Here is an 18,925-nt window from a genome sequence, read left to right on the forward strand (position 1 = left end):
ACGCGACGCTCTCGGCCTCGGTCTCCTTGATGCCGCGGTGCTCGATGTACTCTTCCTCGTCCTCCTCGGCGTGGAGGATGACGTGAGCGGCCTCGTGCAGCGCGGTCTTGGCGGCCTGGGCGGGGGAGAGGTTGGCGTCGATCACGACGCGGCACGTGCCGTCCGTGGTCGTGTAGCCGTTGGCCTCACCGGGGATGTTCTCGCGTTCGACGGTCCATCCCTCCTCGGAGAGGTAGTCCTCGACGGCCGCCGTGATGCCGAGCAAGTCGTCACCCGTGAGCCGCTGTGCGAGCGCCTGGGGGTCGCCCGCCTCGGGGTCGATGAGGTCCGTCTGGCTGATGTCGAACACGGAGAGGATGGGGAAGAACCGAACGACCTTCTGCCCCTCCTCGTCGGTCGTCGTCTCCTCGCCCTCCGCGACGTCCTCGGCGGCAACCTTCTTCTGACGGAAGCCGAAGATTCGGATGCCGCGCTCGCCCTTCCGCACCTGGCGGCCGAGCGCCTGCCACTTGCGGAACCCGGCGACGCGGCTCGCGGTGGGCATCTGGCTGAGGATCAGAAGAACGTTGTTGAGCGAGTAGGAGTGGAACGCCTGCGCAAAGGTCAGGAAGCGCGTCCACTGCTCCGTGCCGCGCAGCTCCTCGACCTGCTCAGCGATCGACGCTTGCAGCGCCTCGGCCTGCTCGCGGCGCTCTTCGGCGGTCTTGGTGCTGGTGATCTTGCGGGCCATTTCGGTTACCTCCGTTGACGGTATTAGTACTGTTAGCTCTCGCTGTCCCCCACGTTTTTTTGCCGTGAAGGCGGTTTTCCGCCTTAGCGACCGGAGGGCGTAGTGCAACCCGGAGGGCGGCGGGGGAGAGAGTTTCGGCGCGAAATAAGGGAGCGCAGCGACCGCGTGCCGAAAGTCTCGGAGGAGCCGGTGGCGGAGCCACTTGAACGGAGCCCGTAGGTGGCTACGAGGGAGCGCAGCGACCGAGCCGCCGAAGGCTTCACGGCAAAGAAACGACACCCGAAGGGTGCATGCAGTCGGCCGGCTCGCCGGCCGTCCCTCACGATGCGAAGCGTCGAGGTTCTACAAAGCAACCGACGCCGGCCTTGCTTCGACAGCAGAAGCCCAAACCCAGAGTCGGCGGCTGGCGTCTCGGTCCTGCCACTCGACCATGACGGCTCGGGCGGTCCAGGCGATCGCAAAGCCCTCAACTCGGACTGCGGTGCCGGGGTAGCGGACCCATGCCCAGACAGGCAGGGGAGTGGTGGCCCAGGTCGGGCGCTGCCGGGTCTTGTCCAGCTCATCATCGGTCAGGCCGATGGGGTCGCCGCGGCCGAAGGTCTCCTCGATGCGTCGATCGATCTGCGCGCCGACGTGGCGCTCGTAGCGTCGGTTCGTTCCCACGCACGTCAGTAGAACATATGTTCGAATGCTCGCGGTCGACGTTACGCGGCGGTCGAGGACCACCAAAGCGAGCCGGGAGCGAGCATGCCGGTGCGTCCCCAGTGCAGCGCCTCGCGGTGATCGCCGCGGCCGGCGGCGTCGCGGGGGTAGAGCGGCCAGACGCGCTCGCCAGCGGTGGTGTCCTCGAACAGGGGTCGGCTCGTGACGTGGCGGCGTCGAGGGCGTTCTCTGGGGGAGGAGGAGCGGTGGGTCAGCTCGGCTTGCCACCAGGCCCAGACTTCGCGCTCGACGTCGTAGCGGTGAGCTCGATCCATCAGGGTTCCGTCGACGCCGAGTGCGCGAGCTGCGGCAGTGCGAAGGTCGCGCTTCGCCTGAGTCCAACCGTTGGTGTACCTGACGATGAGCCGGTGTGTACGCAGACGAGAGAGGGCAGTGGCGGCGGTACGGGTGGTCACTCCCAGCAGCACGGCGGCGTCCGCGACGGCGAGGGTCCCTTCGCGGCGCAGCAGCGCGTAGGCCTTTCCTGCCAGGTGTCCCAAGCCGGCGCGGGTGAAGAGGTCGTGCCGCGAGTCGGTGAGGTCGGCTTCGAGCGTGGCGAGGAGCATGGTTCGTTCGGTGAAGAGCGGCCCGGGGGGGCGGGGGTTATTAGTGGTTGTGACCGGACCTTGCAGAGGGGCTGTGGAAAAGTGCTCGGAGAGTCGCCATTCGCTGGCGTTGGAGCCGTCCGCGCGGACGACGAGCTGCACGTAGCCGTCCTCGCGCAGCGTCCGGAGGGCGCTGGCGGCCGTGGTCCGGCCGAGCCCGGCGAGGAGCGCCAGATCGCGGATGGAGGCGGCGACGGTGCGCTTGCCGGTGTGCAGCGTGAGGTACGCGAGGGCGGTGAGGATCGTCTTCTCCGACGTCGCCCGCTCGCTCCGACCCCACCGGCCGGGACTGACCCGGAACCGGTCCAGGAGGGCACTGACGGAGGCGATGAGGCTTTCCAGCTCCATCAGGTCTGCAGGCTCACGCTCGGGCGGGAGAACGGCGTGCAGCGCCGCATACTGGCGGGCCTTCTCCCACTGCCGAGCCAGGCGCTCCGCGGCCTCGTCGCGCGAGCGCGGCCGGCGGTGGCCACGGCCGGTGTTCTTGGTCCGGTAGTGCTCCATCCCGGGAGCGGTCCGGGCGGCGTGCTCGACGTCGGTGTCAGACCAGCCGGCGTGCGCGGCCGAGAGTAGGCACATGAACGCCGTCCACGACGGATTCGCGCCGCCGCCGGCCGTGGCCATGTGCGCGGCGCCGGCCGCGCTCAGCGACCGGTGCGTGTGATGGGCGGTGGCGGTGGGTACCGGGGGAGTGGCGTCGACGCGCAGCGGCGGCCGGGACGCTTCCAGTGCGGCTGTGACGGCCTCGATGGCGGCCGCGGTGACGGTGGTGTCCAGCAGCTCCTCTGCGCGGCCGCGGAGGACGCTCGAGAAACTGCCGTCGCGGTGCGGGGACAGCGGCGGCCGAGCGGCGCCGGTGCGCGGGTTGCGGAGCATTCCGTGATCCAGGGTGCGGAAGTTCGCGCGAGCGGCGATCGCCAATCGGGCCACCAGCTCGGCCGGGGCGCCTTCCGCGAGAGCGACCCACAGGTGCCGGCCGCCGGTCCCGGAGGACTGGCACACGACGTGAGCGACCTGGTGAGCGTCGAGGACGGCGGAGAGGGCGTCGCAGTCGTCTGCAGCCTGCTCCATGAGGTCGGCGTCGACGCCGTGGGAGTCCTTGCCGTCGAAGTCGAAGCACAGCAGCCGGAACGCTCCGGCGTCGTCGGTGAGGTAGATCGCCCATGGGGCGGTCGGAGCGACGGGGGAGACGGGGAACGCGGCCGGATAGGCGTTCTCGTCCAAGCGCCCGTAGGCGTCCAGACGCATCGTGCGCACCGCGGCACGAGGGCTCAGCCGTCGCGTCAGTGCCCAGGGCGCCGAGAAGGAGTCAACTTCGGCGTTTTGGGCGTGCGGAGACACAGCAATGTGGCTTACGATGAGGTCACTTCTCCTCCCTCGGGTGGGGATGACGAAGGCCCGGCCTGAGAACCGGTACTTCGGGAAACTGCTTCACACCTCCCGCCGGCAAGCCAGAGGGTGTGAAGCGAGAGCTTCTAGGCCCGTCGCGTGAGCGGCGGGCCTAATGCGTTAAATCGTGGTGATCGGCAACTCCTCGTTTGGCTCGGTCTCAGAGGTCCACCACACCGGCAGCCCCCGAGAATCGACCTCGATGCTCTCCACCAGTCGTTCGAAGAACACAGCCGATGACACGTTGGCGTGACGCGCGAGCTGATCGAAACGATCCTTCGCCGCGCGCTCGACCTTCCAGCCGGTCGCTACGGCGTCATTGAGCGAGCCGCGAGGTCGCCTGGGAGTAGCCATGCCTGGAAACATACCGCTGTCGCTAGCGATCGCGAGACGCGCTGCCCGGTGTGTCGCCGTCACAGGTCGAGCGAGCGTCGCGCGGCGACCACGAACGACGCGATCGAGTTGGGGTCGACGCGGAGGTCTTCGCCCAAATGGATCAGGAGCCCCAACCGGTCGAGCGCTTCGACTTTGAGGCGCACCGCGGACGGCCGCAGGCGAGTAGCGCGCGCCAGCAGCTCCGGCGATGCCGCCGTGTCTGCGAGGAAGCTCAGCACACGGGTCATGTCCGGCTCGACAAGCGTCTGGATAGCTCCAAGCGCATCAGTATCGTTGCCGGGGCCAAAGGCCTTAGTGCTCATCATCAATGCGCCCCCAAATCTGTCAACGAATATCCGTGCGGGTACTGGGCAGACCCCGTTACGCCTTGCACGAATCGCGGGCTTGCGGGACGGGGGGCGCGCGCCGTGAGGCGATTCCGCACGCTCATTGCAGCAGCGGAAAGCGCCGAGACAAAGGCGTTGGTTGGAGGAAGTCCTAGCGCCTGACTCACGCGCTTATCGCCAATCCATGTGCTGAGGATCAGCCGCGCAAAGGGGCGGACAGGCTTTGGCATAGTTGAGCGGATGACTCCGACTGTCCAATCGGTCAGCTCTTGCCCCTCACGCGACCAGGCAATCCGATCCTCCTCATAGGAGCGATAGAAGGAGGTCGCGGCGTCGACGTCCCCTGGAACATCACTGAGACCCATCGCGCGTCCGAGATTCGCGTAAAAGTCGATTGTTGAAACCTGCTCCACCGAAGTCAGCTCACGCCACCCATGCTTCTCTATCCACCGGATCGGTACTATTGCAAGACTGAAGAGAACGTAGAGGAAATCATCGCTAGGCGCTTTCACATGGCGATGAGCCGAAACAAGTAGGTCGATCATCTCGAGCGCGCGATCTGACTGAAGTTCTCCGTCGATGAGTTCGTAGAGAATGAGCGCAGTGTCTACTGAGCGTTTTCTGGGATCCGACTTGATAGCGCCTGAACGGTGGAGCGTCCGGGCGATCGACGGGACAGCGAAGGACCGGTAGTAGCTGAGCATGAGACCGATCTGCGCGTCGCGAGGCAGATCGAACATCACAAGCTGACGGTAGGTGTCGGCCCACGCCTCCCGCGGCGCCGCCGCGAGCGCACGGAGCCGTGCGGCGTGCGATGCGTGCATGGAACCACCCCCCGTCTGGCCGCTAACGACCGGTGTTGTACGTGTTCAATGAACCATAATGTGTCCGTGTGGTCAAAACAGGTACGCGCCCTCGTGTCGAGGGTGATGCTCGCTGCGAAGCTTCCGCGACCCCTGACCGCGGAGAGCCTGCTCGCCTACATGGAGGACCTCTGCGGAAGAGACATCGTGTTTCGTGACACACCTCCTGCTCTCCTGCATGGGGGAGTGGTGAGCTACTGGCAGCGGACAAGTAGCAATAAAAACGTCATGTACATTCCCCACGACACGACGCGTCTACACCGCAAGCACAATCTGCAACATGAATACGGACACGTGCTGATGTGGTTCTTTCTCGATCAACAGGAGGTAACGATCGGGGTCGATCGGGAGGACTTAGCGGAGGCTATCGCAGACGCTCTCGCGAAGATTCAAGCGGCTGACGCTCTTGACCAGTCGATGCAACGCAACATTGGTTTCGGCGGAACGCTATGGTGATAATTCTCGAGTGGGTCATCGTTGCAGCAAGCACTCTTCCAGTCATTGCCCTAATTGCGACACGAAATGCCTTTAAATACCCTCTATTGACGATCGGGTGCGTGGGCTTTGCAATACTCCTTGCGCTAAAGAACACGCTTCTTTATACAGTCGTCGATCAGGCTGTAGGCGGCCACAACCGAGCCGTTCTGCTAATGCACATGGCTGGACTCGTCGCAACCATCATCTTCGATGACATAATTATTCGTTCCGCCACTTCAACAAAAAACCGCGGGCGCTGGCGGTTCACCGTCTACTTGCTTGGTCTGACGGGCGCGTGCCTACAGGTGGCGGTTTTTATGGCCAGCAGCTGGCCCATTACTGATGTCGAGCTCATTCACTATGACCGCGAAACGTCGGCGCTCGCCTTTAAATCGGTGCTCTGGCTTTCTCTCATCACGACAGCAAGTATGGGAATTGTTGCCTGTCGTAGGAATCTCCGTGTTCATTTCGGTTTCCATCGTCGGCTGCCTATCTACCTGATCGCCATCGGTTGTTTCGGAGTGCTGCTAGTAACTCTGCTCGTTGCTAGAGGCTGGGTGAATTCGGACCACATCTCCAAAGGGACGGATCTGGCCCTGTCGCTGGCGGGCGGTGCTTTCCTCGCGGCCGGCTTCAGCTACGCACCGATTACTGACCGGTGGCGGGCTCGTCAGCAGCACCAGCGTGAGCGATACCATTTAGTCAGACTGAGGCCGATCTGGACGGACCTCATGACGCAAATTCCGGCGGCGCGACGCCGGAACGGCGGCTCAGATGATGATTACAGCGAGCTGTATGGCTACCTCTCCGAGTGCGAGGACGCCCTATTACTGCATGCGAATCTCTCTGGCGACCAGTACAGAGTGTTAGAAGAAGCCCGCGCCTATGTGCACGAACGACAGGGAGTACCTCATGACTGATTCCGAGTCAGGAGCGGGCACCCCGACGAGCCCCGGTGGGATCACCGTCTCGAAGGAGGAGCTGGCGCAGCGTCTGCGACTCGCAACCGACCGCTACGAAACCATGCACGGGCGTCAGCCGTCCTGGGCTGTGGTGGAGGAACACGTCAAGGCCGCGGGGGTCGACCTCTCTCGTACCAAATGGCACTACATGCTGTCCGGCTCTCACGTCCTCGCAAAGGACATTGGCGTGTTCGAGGCGCTGGGCGATCTGTTTGACATCCCTTCTACCTTTTTGTATCGGGCCGAAGAAGATGTGCCGCCGCGTCTCCAGGAGGCCATGCCGGCCATCCTCGACCTTCGGAGAAATCGAGTTCGAAGAGAAATGCGCTCTATTGGGGAGATTTCACCCGAAGCAGAGGCGGCAATGGAACGCATCCTCGCGGAGCTGGAAGCGGAATAAGTATGCTACGGCGTGTGATTGCTCTTGATCCACGACGTGAAGCCGTTGAGGACTTCATCGAATCGCTTGGTGTCTATCGAGTACATGACCGAAACCCCGCGACGTCCACCGGGTGGAAGGTGAGTACTCACTCGGACGATACCGGCACTTTCGAGCGTTGAGAGACAGCGCGAGAGCGATGCGTCGGTCATATTGACGGAACGTTTCAGATCTCCGAAGTACATTCCGGTCTCGCCCCACAATGCGCGGATGACTTCGCCGTTTTTCTTTGCCAGAACGGCTTGAGTCAACAGAACCTCCGGTGGCAAGGCGGGCACATCAGGGGTGCCGGGCTCGGAGGTCATCACAACATCATGGCGTATGGGGTCCCCGCCGAGACATCTTCGGGTATCGATGCGAAAGTAAGACTGCACTGGCTGAGTTCCGGATGTCAACCTTTGCAATCATGACCTCACGAAGTGATATCTTCGATCTGTGGGGGTGGCTTTCGCTCCTGCTCATCTCGCAGGGGGCGCAACTTGAGTGCAGTTCACCAGCGGATCGTAAGCGAGCGGCGCGCACGCGCACTGCTGCTTGGGGTGTCCGTCTCGATCACAGGACTCCTCTCGGCATGCTCAACACCCGTCACCCCTCCGGCGACTGAAAACTCGCAAGCTCAGACGCCGACCGTCTTGACCAGTCCCGACGCCGCCGAGGGTTCGCCGGCGCCGATCCCATCAGCTACCGAAACGGCGCCAGTCGATGCCGAGCCGGCTCCAGCTCTGGACGTCGAGGCCGACACTCTTGCGATCGCCACGGCCGCTGTCACGGCGTTTTGCCGACCCTCCCTGGACTACGACACGTGGATCGCTGAGCTGTATCCGTTCCTCAGCCAGCAAGCAGCGGTCGCCTACGAAACGGTCTACCCGGCCAACGTGCCCTGCACGACCCTCACCGGCGCAGCGTCGGTCCGGGACGGGGACGGCGCCTTCACGATGCGCATCCTGGTTCCCACGGACGCGGGGGAGTACTCCGTGTACGTCCACCGCACCGTCGAGACAGGTCCATGGGCTGTCGAGCAGATCACCCCCCTGGCGTCGGAGTAGGCCGGTGGCGAAGGGGGGAATGGGGGTTCTCGCGGCGGTCCTGGCACCGCTTCTCGCGATCGCACTGCTGCTGTGGCTGCTGTTCTTCGGCGCCGCTGAGGACGCGGCCACAGCATGCCTGCCTGGCGGCGGACCGGTGAACGTGTCCGCGATCCCCGCGGACGCGAAGGTCGGCGCCTACGGGCACGACCAGCTCGTCAACGCAGCACTGATCGTCAACGCTGGCGCCGCGAAGGGCCTCGGCGCCGATGGGCAGACGCTCGGCGTGCAGACGGCGATCGGGGAGTCCTCGCTGGTGAACATCGGCTACGGGGACGGCGCGATCAACCCGGATGGGTCGGTCGCTGACTCGATCGGCCTGTTCCAGCAGCAGTCGAGCTGGGGCACCGCCGAGCAGCGCATGGACCCGACGACCTCGGCGGGCTTCTTCTACGACCGCCTCGTCGCCGTCGAGGGCTGGCAGGCGATGGAGCCCTCCATCGCGATCAACAAGGTCCAGCGCAACGCCGACCCGAACCACTACACGAAGTACCGCGCCGACGCCGTGGCGATCATGACGTACTTCAACGGCCTCGGCAGCAGCACTACCGCACCCACGGCCACCACTGCGCCGGTGAGCGTCCCGTCGACGCCGACGAGCACCGCGACGTCGACGGCCGCGCCGGTCGGCGGATGCGTCCCCGTGTCCGGCGACGCGCAGGCACTCGCGGCCGGCCTCGTGACGGCGATGGAGGAGGGCCGGCTGCGGCTGCTCGAGGACCGCTACGCGCAGCAGATCCGCGACATGGCCGCCGGGACCGCAAAGGAGAACTGCGGCATCGACGTCCGCATTCTCCAGATCATCACGATCGCCCTCAACACGTTCGAGCACGTCGGCGTCTCGGACCTCAACCGCCAGTGCACCGGCTCACTACTCGGAGCGGGCACGGGCTCGTCGCACTGGATGAACGGCGGCGGCAACGCCGTCGACTTCTTCTCCTTCAACAACACCGCCACCACCGGCTGCGACGCGAACGCCCTGCAACTGCTGACGGTCCTGGACCCGCAGGTGCCCCAGGGCTCTCGTGCTGGCCAGATCCAGTGCCGCTCGACCACGTATCAGCACATCACCCAGTTCGGTGACACCCCGAACCACCTGCACTTCGACGTCGCCTACGCCGACGGCCCCCTCACCACCGGATAACCGGACCCTTTCGACGCCGCACCCGCGGCGCCGATCACCCCGCACCACCCAACACAGAAAACGGAGCACACCATGTCTGCACTGCTCGCAGCAACGACCGACATCCTCACCACCGCGGGCGCGCTCGGCGCCGTCGTGCCCGATCCGGGCCCCGGGGGCATGCCCCCCGGATTCGAGGCCTTCACCACCGTCATGGGCTGGGCCAAGTGGGTCGGCCTCGGCGTCGCCGTCGTCGGCCTGATCATCCTCGGCGTCACCATGACCGTCTCCGCCCGCCGCGGCGAAGGCGGAGAAATCGGCGGCTGGCTCGGCCGCCTGCTCGTCGGCGTGATCATCGTGTCCGCTGCCTTCACGATCGTCGGCTTCCTGATGGGCGCGTAGCGTCCCCGGGAAACCGACACAACCAACAGAAAGGCAAGGGACGTCATGAACGACTCCGAACCGCGTAACCCATTCACCACGAAGGGCTTCATCGTCGGAGCCGCCATCGTCGGAGCACTCGCCGTCGCCGGCATCGTGCTCGGCGTGACGTCCCTGGACGCCGGGGGAGGCGGCAACACCGCCGCCACCCCCGGCGCCTCCACCCCCAGCTCGACCATTTCGGCGGACGCCGCGAGCGTGTGCGGACTCCCCGGATACGACGAGACCGAGACTCTCACCGCAGCACCGACGACGGAATGGACCATCGTCGGCACGATGGCCGCTCCGAACTCGGACACGGCCGGACCGGGAGCTACTGATGACGACGGCGTGCGACGCTGCTACGCCCACACCGTCGACGGAGCACTCTTCGCAGTCGCGAACCTGTGGGCGATGGGTTCCAACGCACGCTTGTCCGATCCCGTCATCGAGAAGCTGACCGTTCCCGGCCCGGGACGGGATGCAGCACTGGCGAGGGACGTGGCGCAATCGAACACGGGCCTGAGCGCACAGATCGCGGGCTTTAAGACGCTGTCCTACAACGGAGACAGCGCGACGATCGACATTGCCTTCCGGCTCAACGACGGGACCCTCGCGAGTATCGCGACGGACATTGCCTGGTCGGACGGCGACTGGAAGATGCAGCTCACCGATGAGGGCCAGTCGGCCTACAACCCGGTGCGGCTCCAGAGCCTCGGTGGCTACGTGCCATGGGCAGGTGTTGCATGAGCATCCTCGCCACCACCACCACTCCGCCCGAATCGGAATGCGGCCTCCTCGACTTCCCCTGCAAGCTCAACGAGGGCATCGGCGACATCGTGTCGGTCGCCGCGAACGATGCGTTGCAGCAGTTCGTCAACAACATCATGGAGGGCTACGGGAAGGCCCTCGCCTCTCTCGGCACCCTCTGGGTGCGCGTGCCCTCGCCGGTCACGGTCGTGGACCAGGGCGGCGGAGTGAACGGTGGGGGGACTCCGCCGCAGCCGGAGGCGTTCGAGACGATTCTCGGCTACGTGACGTGGGTGTCCGCGGGCCTGGCCGTCATGTCCCTCATCATCGCCGGAGTGATGATGGCCTCCCGGCGCCGGCACGGCGACGGCGAGGCTCACATGGGCCGTATCGGCGTGATCATCATGGCCGTGCTGCTGCTGTCCTCGGCGTCGGCGCTCGTGACCGGGTTCCTGCCTCTGGCGATGCACCTGAACGAGTCCTCGAGCGTCGTCGGCTGGGTGCAGGGTCAGTTGCAGTGGTACACCGGCGGTATCGCGATCCTCTCGATCCTCGTCGCCGCGGGTCGCATGGTGTGGACGCAGCGCGCGATGCCGTTGCGCGAGCTCGCGGGGTCGGTCCTGACGCTGATCGCGGTGGCCGGGGCCGGCCTCGTCGTGATCCGCTTGGCAACGTCCGCGGGCGATGCGTTCTCCGTCTGGATCCTCGACAACTCGACCGACTGCAGCGTGACCAACGGGGAGTCGAACTGCTTCGGCACGACGGTCGGAGCGATGATCGGGATGACGATGGCGTCGCAGAACTCCATCGGCCTGATCGGACTGTTCCTGCTGGGCATGCTCGCCGTGTTCATGACCTACGTGCAGATCGCGCTGATGGTGTTCCGCGGCGCGATGCTCGTCGTCCTCGCCGGCATCTTCCCGATCGCCGCCGCAGCGACGAACACGGAAATCGGGCGGCAGTGGTTCAAGAAGGCGATGGCCTGGACCCTCGCATTCATCCTCTACAAGCCCGCCGCGGCGATCGTGTACGCGATCGCGTTCCGGATGACCGGCACGGACCTGTTCAAGTCGGACGGCACCGGGCTCTTCCAGATCGTCACGGGCCTCGCGCTGATGCTCATCGCGCTCGTGGCCCTGCCCGCGCTGATGCGTTTCCTCGTCCCGGCCGTTTCCTCGGTCGGCGGTGGCGGGGCGGCGGGCCTGCTGCTGGGCGCCGCGGCGCTCTCGGCCGCAGGTGACGTCGCGACGGGCGCGATCCGCGCCAGCAACAACGGTGGCGGCGGTGGCGGGAATGGCGGCGGTGGAGGCGGCAACAGCTCGTCCACGGACGGACCGTCCGGTAGCACGTCGACGCCGGGCTCTCCCGCGTCGACGTCGGCCGCTGACCCGTCTGGGTCGGCGTCGACGGCAGGAAGCGGCGCAGGTGCTGGTGCCGGAAGCGCGGCGACCAGCGGCGCGGGAGCCGCGGCGTCGAGCGGCGCCGGGGCCGGGGCAGCCGCGAGCGGCGCCGCGGCCGCGGCCGGACCGATCGGCGCCGGTATCGCCGTCGCAACGAAGGCCGCGGAGGGCGCGAAGCACGCCGCGCAGGCCGTGAAGGCCAGCACCGAAGAGGCGACCGGCAGCAACGAGAGCGGGAGCTAACCCATGTCCAGCACAGCAACCGAGACGATCAAGGCTCGCACCTACGGCAACTGGCGAAAGCCGCAGACCGCCGGCCTCGGCGGGCTGGGACAGCTCGCCACCCTCGTGATGTTCGTGGGCATCGTCGCCTCGATCATCGCGTCCATGTTCTCCGGCCTAGGGCCGGCACTCATCGTCGCCGCCATCTTCGGCGGCATCCTCCTGACCGTCTCGGTCAAGGACAAGCACGGGCAGAGCGCCCTCGGAAGGATGGTGGTCCGCGTGAACTGGTGGCGTACCAAGAGCAAGGGAGCGAACATCTACCGCTCCGGGCCGATCGGCCGCGCGAAGTGGGGGACGTTCCAGCTCCCGGGCCTGGCCGCACCCTCGCAGCTCACCGAGCACGAGGACTCCCACGGTCGCCGGTTCGCACTGATCAGCACCCCGATGACGAAGCACTTCACCGTCGTGCTGGCGACCGAGCCGGACGGCGCCGCGCTGGTGGATCAGGAGCAGATCAACAACCAGGTCGCGGAGTACGGCATCTGGCTCGCGAACCTTGGAGACGAGCCCGGCATCGAAGCCGCGTCGGTCACCGTCGAGACGGCGCCCGACACGGGCACGCGCTTGCGCGGTGAGGTCGAGGGGTCGATGGACCCGGACGCTCCGCTGTTCGCGCGAGCGATGCTCCAAGAGGTCGTAGAGACCTACCCGGTCGGATCGGCCACGATCCACGCCTACATCGCGCTCACGTTCACGGCGACGGCCCGCATCAATGGGAAGCGCCGCAATGCTAAGGAGGTCGCCGCGGACCTCTCCGCCCGCATCCCCGGCCTGACGTCCTCCCTCGCAGCGACGGGAGCGGGCGCAGCGCGACCCCTGAGCGCGCAGGAGCTCTGCGAAGTCATCCGCACCGCCTACGACCCCGACGCGGCGCTCTTGATCGATCAGGCGCGCGCAGAGGGCGAGACGGCGGACCTGTCCTGGACCGACGTCGGCCCCGCGGGCGCCGAAGCGCACTGGGACTCCTACCGTCACGACGGAGCGGTGTCGACGTCATGGACGATGACGGCGCCCCCGCGCGGCGTCGTCCAGTCGAACATCCTCGCCCGCCTGCTCGCACCGCACCGCGACATCGCCCGCAAGCGCGTCACCCTGCTCTACCGGCCCATCGACCCCGCCCGCGCCGCTGCGCTCGTGGAGGCGGACCTGAACGCCGCCCAGTTCAACTCCTCCGCGTCCACCAAGCCCACGGCCCGCTCGACGCTCTCGACCCGCTCGGCGCAGGCCACGGCCGCGGAGGAAGCCTCCGGCGCCGGGCTGATGAACTTCGGCCTGATCGTCACCACGACCACGCTGCAGCGTGGCCAGGAGCCCGAAGCGCGCGCCGCGATCGACTCCCTCACCTCGGCCGCCCGACTACGGATGCGGCCCGCGTTCGGCTCGCAGGACTCCGCCTTCGCCGCCGCCCTCCCGCTGGGGCTGGTCCTGCCCCGGCACCTGCGCATCCCCAACGAGATGCGGGAAATCCTGTGACACACCCCGCCACCACCAGGACGGCACTGGACACACGTCCGGTGCCGTCCCGGGTTAACCCTCAGCCCTCACCCGTCTTTGCCGTCGTTCCGACCCTTCTTGGAGGCCCCCAGTGAGCAGCACCACCAAGTTCTTCTCCCGCCACCGCGACACCGAGCCCGTCGACGCCCCCGCCGACGTCGACGGCGACGAGCTGCCCACCGGTGCCGTCGACGTCGACCAGAGCGAAGAGGCCGGCGACGTCGACGCGCTCGACTCCGCCACACCCACGGGCGCGGTCGGAGCCCCGACGACGGCGCAGGCCGCGGCGACGTCGACGGACGCTCGCGCCCGTTCACGCCGCGCGCAGAAAGCTGAGGAGGAGGCCGCCGCAGCTCGCGCCGCCAGCTCTCCTCTCGCCCGCGAGAAGCCCTCCAAGCGGTCCCGGAAGAAGCGAGCGATCCCGCACCAGGGCGGCAGACAGAACATCGAGAAGGAGTCGGCGCCGAAGCGCCCGATGCGGCCGACGTCGACGGGATGGCTCGGCCGCGGCGGCGGACAGGCCGTCTCGATCCAGCCCGCCGATGAGTTCCGCGCGACGACCGTTCAGGTGTGCGGGCTGTACCCGTTCTCGGTCGGAACCGGCACGCCCATGATCGGTGTACCGCTGGGGAAGAACCTCACCACCGGCGCCTCCGTGCTGTGCGACCCGATTTCGTGGTTCCAGCGGGCGCAGCTCATCTCCAACCCGTCGATGTTCGTCCTCGGCAAGCCGGGCCTGGGGAAGTCTTCACTGACCCGCCGCATGGCGACCGGGCTCGCCGGGTACGGCACGATTCCGCTGGTCCTCGGGGATTTGAAGCCCGACTACGTGGACCTGATCCGCGCGATGGAGGGACAGGTCATCACCCTCGGCCGCGACCGCGGCTACCTCAACATCCTCGACCCGGGCGAGGCGACCAGCGCGGCGAAGCGCCTGCGCGACGACGCCGATCAGGCGCTCGAGCAAGCCGCGGAGCTCGATGCGCGCGGCGGCGACTCCAAGGAGCTGCGCCTGCGTGCGGTGAAAGCGCAGCGCCTCGCCGCTCAGGTCCTCGCGGACGCTCACGGCCGCCGGCACACGATGATCGCGGCGCTCCTGACGATCCTCCGCTCCCAGCCGCCCACGGACCGGGAGGAGACGATCATCGACCGGGCGCTCAAGTACCTGGACGAGCACCACGAGGGCATCCCCGTCCTCGCGGACCTCCTCGCCGTCATCCAGGCCGCGCCGGACGAGATTCGACAGGTCGCCCTCGACCGCAACGACCTCAAGCGGTACAAGGAAATCACCGAGAACCTCGAAGCATCGCTCATCGGCCTCACCTCCGGTGGCCGACTGGGCGAGATCTTCTCCCGCCAGACGACGACCCCGATGCGGCGGGACCGGCCGGTGGTCTACGACGTGTCCTCGATCGATGACTCCGAAGGCGACCTCCAGGCGGCGATCCTTCTCGCGTGCTGGTCCGCCGGGTTCGGGACGGTCAACGTCGCCGCCGCGCTGGCCGACGCGGGGATCGAGCCCCGCCGCCACTACTTCGTGATCCTGGACGAGCTGTGGCGGGCGCTGCGCGCGGGCAAGGGCATGGTCGATCGCGTCGACGCGCTCACCCGCCTGAACCGTGCCCGCGGAGTCGGCCTCGCGATGATCAGCCACACCATGTCCGACCTCCTCGCGCTTTCCAGCGAGGAGGACCGGATGAAGGCCCGCGGCTTCGTGGAGCGCTCCGGCATGGTCATCTGCGGCGGCCTTCCCGGTGCGGAGATGCCCCTGCTCACGTCGGCGGTGCCGCTGTCCGCGAAGGAGCAGGAGATGCTCACGAGCTGGCAGGACCCGCCCGCCTGGGATGGCGTCTCCGGGAAGGAAGCGGACCCGCCCGGCCGTGGCCTGTTCCTGATCAAGGTGGGTGGCCGTCCCGGCATCCCCGTCCGCGTCCACCTGACCGCGGCGGAAAAGGACGTCAACGACACCAACAAGCTTTGGCACACCACGAGCCGCGCAGGCCGCGCGAACGAGCCGCTGGCGACCGATCCGGTCATGGTGGAGATTCTGCCGTGAGCGTCCTCGTCGCCCTCGGCGCGAGCTGCGTCGCGCTCGGCGCGGCCGGCGCCGCGATCGTCAGCGTGATCGCCGCCCGCCATCGGGGGGCGGCGGAGCGCGATCGGTTTCTGCTCACGGGCTGCTGGACCGGGGTCGCCCTCATGGCGGGTTTCGTCGCTTGGGACCAGTGGGACCGGGTGATCGCATGAGCTGCACGTCGACGGTCGTCTACGACGGCTACCTCTGGGGCTGCTCGATGACGACGACGCTCCCGCATACCGACCACATCACGGACCTGCCCGTCGAGTACGCCGACAACGGCCAGGCCCTCCTCACCTGGGGCACGAGCCGACAGGCGACCACCGACGACACGACGGCCCGCTACGACGGGCCGATCTACGAGCGGTGCGAGCCGCGCCGGTTCCTGCCGGCATCCGCTCCGCCGCTCGAGCGGGCGACATCGTGATCGCCGCCCGCACCCGGGACGCGCTGCTGCGAGATCCGCTCGGCCAGATCGGGGCTGTCGCCGGGCTCCTTGCGGTCGCGGTCCTCGTAGCCACGGCCGCCACTCTCGCGTTCACCGCGACGGTGCAGCGGGCGATTCCCGCGCCACCGACCCGCACCACCACCGCACCGATTGAAGGAGCTGCAGCATGAGCACGACGAACAACCGCCGGCGGGAGCCTGGCAAGGCCAACAACGACGGCCTGATGCTCGGCGGAGCCCTCGCAGCAATCGCCGCTATCGGCATCGTCTGGGTGTCCGTCGCCGTCGGGTCGCAGCTCGACGGCGTAAACGAGACCCTGCCCAAGGACCCGTTCGAGATCCTTTCGGGCCTCGCCCGCGGCACCGTCACCTGGTCGGCGTCTGCGACAGCGGTCGCGCTTGCCGCGGTCGGCGTCATCGTGACGATCGCCCTGTGGATGATGTGGATGCGCGCTCTCGGCCGCAAGAACCGTGCGAACGTCGACCGCGCAGCTCGGTACATGGCGACGGAGCGGGACCTCGCACCAATGCTGAGCAAGGAGGCGATGAAGAAGTCCAAGCGCCTCGGAGTCGAGGGCTCGCCCGGCGTTCCCGTGGGGCGCCTGGTGACGACCGGGAAAATGCTCTACGCCTCGTTCGAGGACATGATTACCGTCATCGCCGGCCCTCGCGTGGGCAAGTCGACATCGCTGGTCATCCCGGCGATCATCGCCGCACCGGGCGCGGTCGTCACGACGTCGAACAAGCGCGACGTGCTCGATGCGACCCGGGACGTGCGCGAGAAGGACGGCCCGGTGTGGGTGTTCGACCCGCAGCGCGTCGCCCGCGAGGACGCGACGTGGTGGTGGAACCCCCTCTCCTATGTCACCGACGACACCCGCGCGGCGAAGCTCGCGCAGTACTTCGCCTCGGGATCCCGGGCGACGGACGCGAAGACGGATGCCTTCTTCGACGGCGCCGGTCAGAACCTCCTCGCCGGAATGCTGCTCGCGGCCGCGGTCGGCAAGCGGCCGATCCGGGACGTGTTCTCCTGGCTGACGGACTCGACCAACGAGGAGCCGGTGCGGCTGCTGCGCGCGGGCGGCTACCCGATGATCGGAGACGCCGTACTCGGCATCATCCAGTCCACCGACAAGCTGCGCGGCTCGGTCTACTCCACGGGTCAGGAAATGGCCGCGTGCTTGAAGAACACGCAGGTCGCGGACTGGGTGAACCCCCGCGGCGCCGCCGACCCGCGGCCGCAGTTCGACGCGGCCGAGTTCGTGAAGGGCCACGGCACGCTCTACTCGCTCTCCAAGGAGGGCGCCGGCACCGCCGGCCCCCTCGTCACCGCGCTCACCGCCGCCACTCTCGAGGCGGCGACCGACCTGGCCGACACCTCGCCCGGAGGCCGGCTGCGCACGCCGCTCGTCGGGATCCTCGATGAGGCCGCGAACGTGTGCCGGTGGCGAGACCTCCCCGACCTGTACTCGCACTTCGGCTCCCGCGGCATCCCGATCATGTCGGTGTTCCAGTCCTGGTCGCAGGGCGTCGCCGTGTTCGGCAAAGAGGGAATGTTGAAGCTGTGGAGCGCGTCGAACGCGTTCCTCTACCTCGGCAGCGTGAAGGAGAACGACTTCCTCCAGAACGTGTCAGAGCTCGTCGGGGACTACGACCGCGAGACGACCTCCGCCAGCTACAACAAGGGCGTCCGCTCGACGTCCTCCTCCCTCAAGCGTGAGCGCATCCTGACCGTGGACGAGCTGGGCGCGATGCCGCGTGGCCGCGCGGTGATGCTCTCCACCGGCGCTCGAGCGGCGCTGCTGCGCACGGTCCCGTGGTACGAGGGGCAGAAGGAGCAGGTCGCTGCGATCAAGGCGTCAATCGCCGCGCACGACCCCGCGAGTGCTACAGCTCCGATGTCGCCGGCAGCCAGCGCTGCACCAGCGCCGGCGTCGCCGGTCGTCGTGGCGACGGAGCCGGCCCAGCCAACCGGCTCCACGGAACCGATTGATCTGGCCTCCTCGATGCGAGCGCTGATGGAGCGTGAGAACGAGCAGGAGAACGAGCGGAAGCACATCGATGGCTGACTACGACCCGCTCGACGCCGACGACCTCGACTCCGCCTCTCCGGCCGATGGGGGCTCTCCGACCGCGGAGAGTCCCCAGGGGCTCGCGGCGGGGATGAACACAGCGGTGGAAAACGCCCTGGGCGCGCTCGACGTCGACGCCCTCGTGTCAGAGGCGGCGACCGCCGTCGTCGCGCAGCTCGTCTCTAAGCTCGCGAAGGAAGCGCTCAGCGTCGCTCTGACGCCCGAACGGGTCTTGATGCTTCAAGACCGCACGACCGCCGCGGTCGAGCGCGCATTCGAGCCCGCAGAAGCGGATGAGGCCGGTACCGGGTCGACGGAGGACACCGTGTACGGCTCGGTGGATGAGTGGCTGCGGAAATACTGGCGGTTCACCTACCGCCGCAGAGTGTCCGCAAAGGGCACCGCTACCGGACGGTGGAAAGCGGAGTGGTGGAACACCGACGAGGCCGTGCAGCGCCTCGAGACTCTCTGGCGCGGCTGGGAGGCTGCACGCCTTGACCCCGGGCTCGGCACGAGCACCTGGTGGATCAACCATGCTGGGCCTCACATGACGGTCCTGCTCTCACCGGACGGCCCGTTCGGGGACTCGAGAGACGAGAACGAGGTCGGAGACCCACTGCCCTACAACCGACCCCCGGAACACCTGTTCCAGCCGGACAAGCAGCCGGATGTCTCGGCCCCGAGCGAGGCGTACGAGACGGCCTGATCCGAGAGAGGGAGGGAAGCGCCCGCGCCGCCCTCCCTCTCTCGTTGTGGGCCTTGGACCGTGAAGCCGGACGCAGCCGTGTCGCGAGGTGTCTGCCGCGGGCGCGCCGGGCAGCCTGCCGAGCAGGACGATCTCGGGTGTCAACGACATGCAAACGAGATTGCTCTTGAACTCCCT

20 protein-coding genes are annotated in these 18,925 nt (G+C 67.2%); 14 read left to right on the top strand and 6 right to left on the bottom strand.

Annotated elements, in window-relative coordinates:
• The 5 genes from MT350_RS19345 to MT350_RS19365 all read right to left on the bottom strand — a co-directional run.
• The coding region (locus tag MT350_RS19345; protein WP_243616461.1) for an ArdC-like ssDNA-binding domain-containing protein at positions 1-730 on the bottom strand (730 nt) is incomplete at its 3' end.
• Positions 731-1,434: 704 nt separating this feature from the next.
• Positions 1,435-2,913, bottom strand: a complete 1,479-nt coding sequence (locus MT350_RS19350; RefSeq protein ID WP_243616462.1) for a hypothetical protein — start codon at positions 2,911-2,913, stop codon at positions 1,435-1,437.
• 633 nt (positions 2,914-3,546) lie between these two features.
• Positions 3,547-3,780, bottom strand: coding sequence for a hypothetical protein (locus MT350_RS19355; protein WP_243616463.1), 234 nt, complete (start codon positions 3,778-3,780; stop codon positions 3,547-3,549).
• Positions 3,781-3,839: 59 nt separating this feature from the next.
• Positions 3,840-4,124, bottom strand: a complete 285-nt coding sequence (locus MT350_RS19360; protein WP_243616464.1) for a hypothetical protein — start codon at positions 4,122-4,124, stop codon at positions 3,840-3,842.
• A 2-nt stretch (positions 4,125-4,126) separates the two neighbouring features.
• Complete coding sequence (locus MT350_RS19365; protein WP_243616465.1) at positions 4,127-4,972, bottom strand: oxygenase MpaB family protein; 846 nt, start codon at positions 4,970-4,972, stop codon at positions 4,127-4,129.
• 267 nt (positions 4,973-5,239) lie between these two features.
• On the opposite strand from MT350_RS19365, the gene MT350_RS19370 reads away from it, so the two are divergent.
• Genes MT350_RS19370 through MT350_RS19380 form a run of 3 tightly spaced genes read left to right on the top strand, consistent with a single transcriptional unit; the run spans position 5,240 to position 6,850 of the window.
• On the top strand, positions 5,240-5,467 hold the full coding sequence (locus MT350_RS19370; protein WP_243616466.1) for a hypothetical protein: 228 nt from the start codon (positions 5,240-5,242) through the stop codon (positions 5,465-5,467).
• A complete protein-coding gene (locus MT350_RS19375) occupies positions 5,461-6,408 on the top strand; it encodes a hypothetical protein (RefSeq protein WP_243616467.1) in 948 nt (315 codons plus the stop codon). Before MT350_RS19370 ends, MT350_RS19375 begins: the two co-directional genes overlap by 7 nt.
• Positions 6,401-6,850: a hypothetical protein gene (locus MT350_RS19380; RefSeq protein WP_243616468.1), complete on the top strand. Its 450-nt coding sequence runs from the start codon at positions 6,401-6,403 to the stop codon at positions 6,848-6,850. Before MT350_RS19375 ends, MT350_RS19380 begins: the two co-directional genes overlap by 8 nt.
• 5 nt (positions 6,851-6,855) lie before the next feature.
• Here MT350_RS19380 and MT350_RS19385 read toward each other — a convergent pair whose 3' ends face one another.
• Positions 6,856-7,194: a helix-turn-helix domain-containing protein gene (locus tag MT350_RS19385; protein ID WP_243616469.1), complete on the bottom strand. Its 339-nt coding sequence runs from the start codon at positions 7,192-7,194 to the stop codon at positions 6,856-6,858.
• 327 nt (positions 7,195-7,521) lie between these two features.
• On the opposite strand from MT350_RS19385, the gene MT350_RS19390 reads away from it, so the two are divergent.
• The 11 genes from MT350_RS19390 (at position 7,522) to MT350_RS19440 (ending at position 18,748) form a co-directional block, all read left to right on the top strand.
• Positions 7,522-7,935, top strand: coding sequence for a hypothetical protein (locus MT350_RS19390; RefSeq protein ID WP_243616470.1), 414 nt, complete (start codon positions 7,522-7,524; stop codon positions 7,933-7,935).
• A 19-nt stretch (positions 7,936-7,954) separates the two neighbouring features.
• Positions 7,955-9,118 carry a hypothetical protein gene (locus MT350_RS19395; protein WP_243616471.1) on the top strand — a complete coding sequence of 388 codons (1,164 nt, stop codon included), beginning with the start codon at positions 7,955-7,957 and terminating at the stop codon, positions 9,116-9,118.
• A 72-nt stretch (positions 9,119-9,190) separates the two neighbouring features.
• Entirely contained in the window at positions 9,191-9,499 is a 309-nt protein-coding gene (locus MT350_RS19400; RefSeq protein WP_104261433.1) for a hypothetical protein, read from the top strand.
• 45 nt (positions 9,500-9,544) lie between these two features.
• Positions 9,545-10,267 (top strand): hypothetical protein, encoded by a 723-nt coding sequence (locus MT350_RS19405; protein WP_243616472.1) that lies wholly within the window; start codon positions 9,545-9,547, stop codon positions 10,265-10,267.
• Entirely contained in the window at positions 10,264-11,910 is a 1,647-nt protein-coding gene (locus tag MT350_RS19410) for a hypothetical protein (protein ID WP_243616473.1), read from the top strand. Before MT350_RS19405 ends, MT350_RS19410 begins: the two co-directional genes overlap by 4 nt.
• Before the next feature lie 3 nt (positions 11,911-11,913).
• The gene (locus MT350_RS19415; RefSeq protein WP_243616474.1) at positions 11,914-13,425 is read left to right on the top strand and encodes an SCO6880 family protein; all 1,512 of its coding nucleotides are present in this window, start codon (positions 11,914-11,916) and stop codon (positions 13,423-13,425) included.
• A 496-nt stretch (positions 13,426-13,921) separates the two neighbouring features.
• Positions 13,922-15,502 carry an ATP/GTP-binding protein gene (locus MT350_RS19420; protein WP_243616529.1) on the top strand — a complete coding sequence of 527 codons (1,581 nt, stop codon included), beginning with the start codon at positions 13,922-13,924 and terminating at the stop codon, positions 15,500-15,502.
• Positions 15,499-15,693 (top strand): hypothetical protein, encoded by a 195-nt coding sequence (locus MT350_RS19425; protein WP_243616475.1) that lies wholly within the window; start codon positions 15,499-15,501, stop codon positions 15,691-15,693. Before MT350_RS19420 ends, MT350_RS19425 begins: the two co-directional genes overlap by 4 nt.
• The gene (locus MT350_RS19430; protein ID WP_243616476.1) at positions 15,690-15,950 is read left to right on the top strand and encodes a hypothetical protein; all 261 of its coding nucleotides are present in this window, start codon (positions 15,690-15,692) and stop codon (positions 15,948-15,950) included. The genes MT350_RS19425 and MT350_RS19430 overlap by 4 nt, the downstream gene beginning before the upstream one ends.
• A gap of 187 nt (positions 15,951-16,137) precedes the next feature.
• Positions 16,138-18,039, top strand: a complete 1,902-nt coding sequence (locus MT350_RS19435; RefSeq protein ID WP_243616477.1) for a type IV secretory system conjugative DNA transfer family protein — start codon at positions 16,138-16,140, stop codon at positions 18,037-18,039.
• Positions 18,032-18,748: a DUF4913 domain-containing protein gene (locus MT350_RS19440; protein WP_243616478.1), complete on the top strand. Its 717-nt coding sequence runs from the start codon at positions 18,032-18,034 to the stop codon at positions 18,746-18,748. Before MT350_RS19435 ends, MT350_RS19440 begins: the two co-directional genes overlap by 8 nt.
• The last annotated feature ends 177 nt before the right edge of the window (positions 18,749-18,925 follow it).

It is taken from the genome of Rathayibacter sp. VKM Ac-2928 (genome assembly GCF_022815545.1).
GTDB lineage: Bacteria > Actinomycetota > Actinomycetes > Actinomycetales > Microbacteriaceae > Rathayibacter > Rathayibacter festucae.

Coding starts and splice junctions, on each gene's coding strand:
- MT350_RS19420 (WP_243616529.1), top strand. CDS start 13,922: ATGCGGCCGACGTCGACGGGATGGCTCGGCCGCGGCGGCGGACAGGCC.
- MT350_RS19365 (WP_243616465.1), bottom strand. CDS start 4,972: ATGCACGCATCGCACGCCGCACGGCTCCGTGCGCTCGCGGCGGCGCCG.
- MT350_RS19410 (WP_243616473.1), top strand. CDS start 10,264: ATGAGCATCCTCGCCACCACCACCACTCCGCCCGAATCGGAATGCGGC.
- MT350_RS19395 (WP_243616471.1), top strand. CDS start 7,955: ATGGGGGTTCTCGCGGCGGTCCTGGCACCGCTTCTCGCGATCGCACTG.
- MT350_RS19385 (WP_243616469.1), bottom strand. CDS start 7,194: ATGACCTCCGAGCCCGGCACCCCTGATGTGCCCGCCTTGCCACCGGAG.
- MT350_RS19355 (WP_243616463.1), bottom strand. CDS start 3,780: ATGGCTACTCCCAGGCGACCTCGCGGCTCGCTCAATGACGCCGTAGCG.
- MT350_RS19440 (WP_243616478.1), top strand. CDS start 18,032: ATGGCTGACTACGACCCGCTCGACGCCGACGACCTCGACTCCGCCTCT.
- MT350_RS19380 (WP_243616468.1), top strand. CDS start 6,401: ATGACTGATTCCGAGTCAGGAGCGGGCACCCCGACGAGCCCCGGTGGG.
- MT350_RS19360 (WP_243616464.1), bottom strand. CDS start 4,124: ATGAGCACTAAGGCCTTTGGCCCCGGCAACGATACTGATGCGCTTGGA.
- MT350_RS19350 (WP_243616462.1), bottom strand. CDS start 2,913: ATGCTCCGCAACCCGCGCACCGGCGCCGCTCGGCCGCCGCTGTCCCCG.
- MT350_RS19370 (WP_243616466.1), top strand. CDS start 5,240: ATGTACATTCCCCACGACACGACGCGTCTACACCGCAAGCACAATCTG.
- MT350_RS19415 (WP_243616474.1), top strand. CDS start 11,914: ATGTCCAGCACAGCAACCGAGACGATCAAGGCTCGCACCTACGGCAAC.
- MT350_RS19430 (WP_243616476.1), top strand. CDS start 15,690: ATGAGCTGCACGTCGACGGTCGTCTACGACGGCTACCTCTGGGGCTGC.
- MT350_RS19400 (WP_104261433.1), top strand. CDS start 9,191: ATGTCTGCACTGCTCGCAGCAACGACCGACATCCTCACCACCGCGGGC.
- MT350_RS19405 (WP_243616472.1), top strand. CDS start 9,545: ATGAACGACTCCGAACCGCGTAACCCATTCACCACGAAGGGCTTCATC.
- MT350_RS19435 (WP_243616477.1), top strand. CDS start 16,138: ATGAGCACGACGAACAACCGCCGGCGGGAGCCTGGCAAGGCCAACAAC.
- MT350_RS19375 (WP_243616467.1), top strand. CDS start 5,461: ATGGTGATAATTCTCGAGTGGGTCATCGTTGCAGCAAGCACTCTTCCA.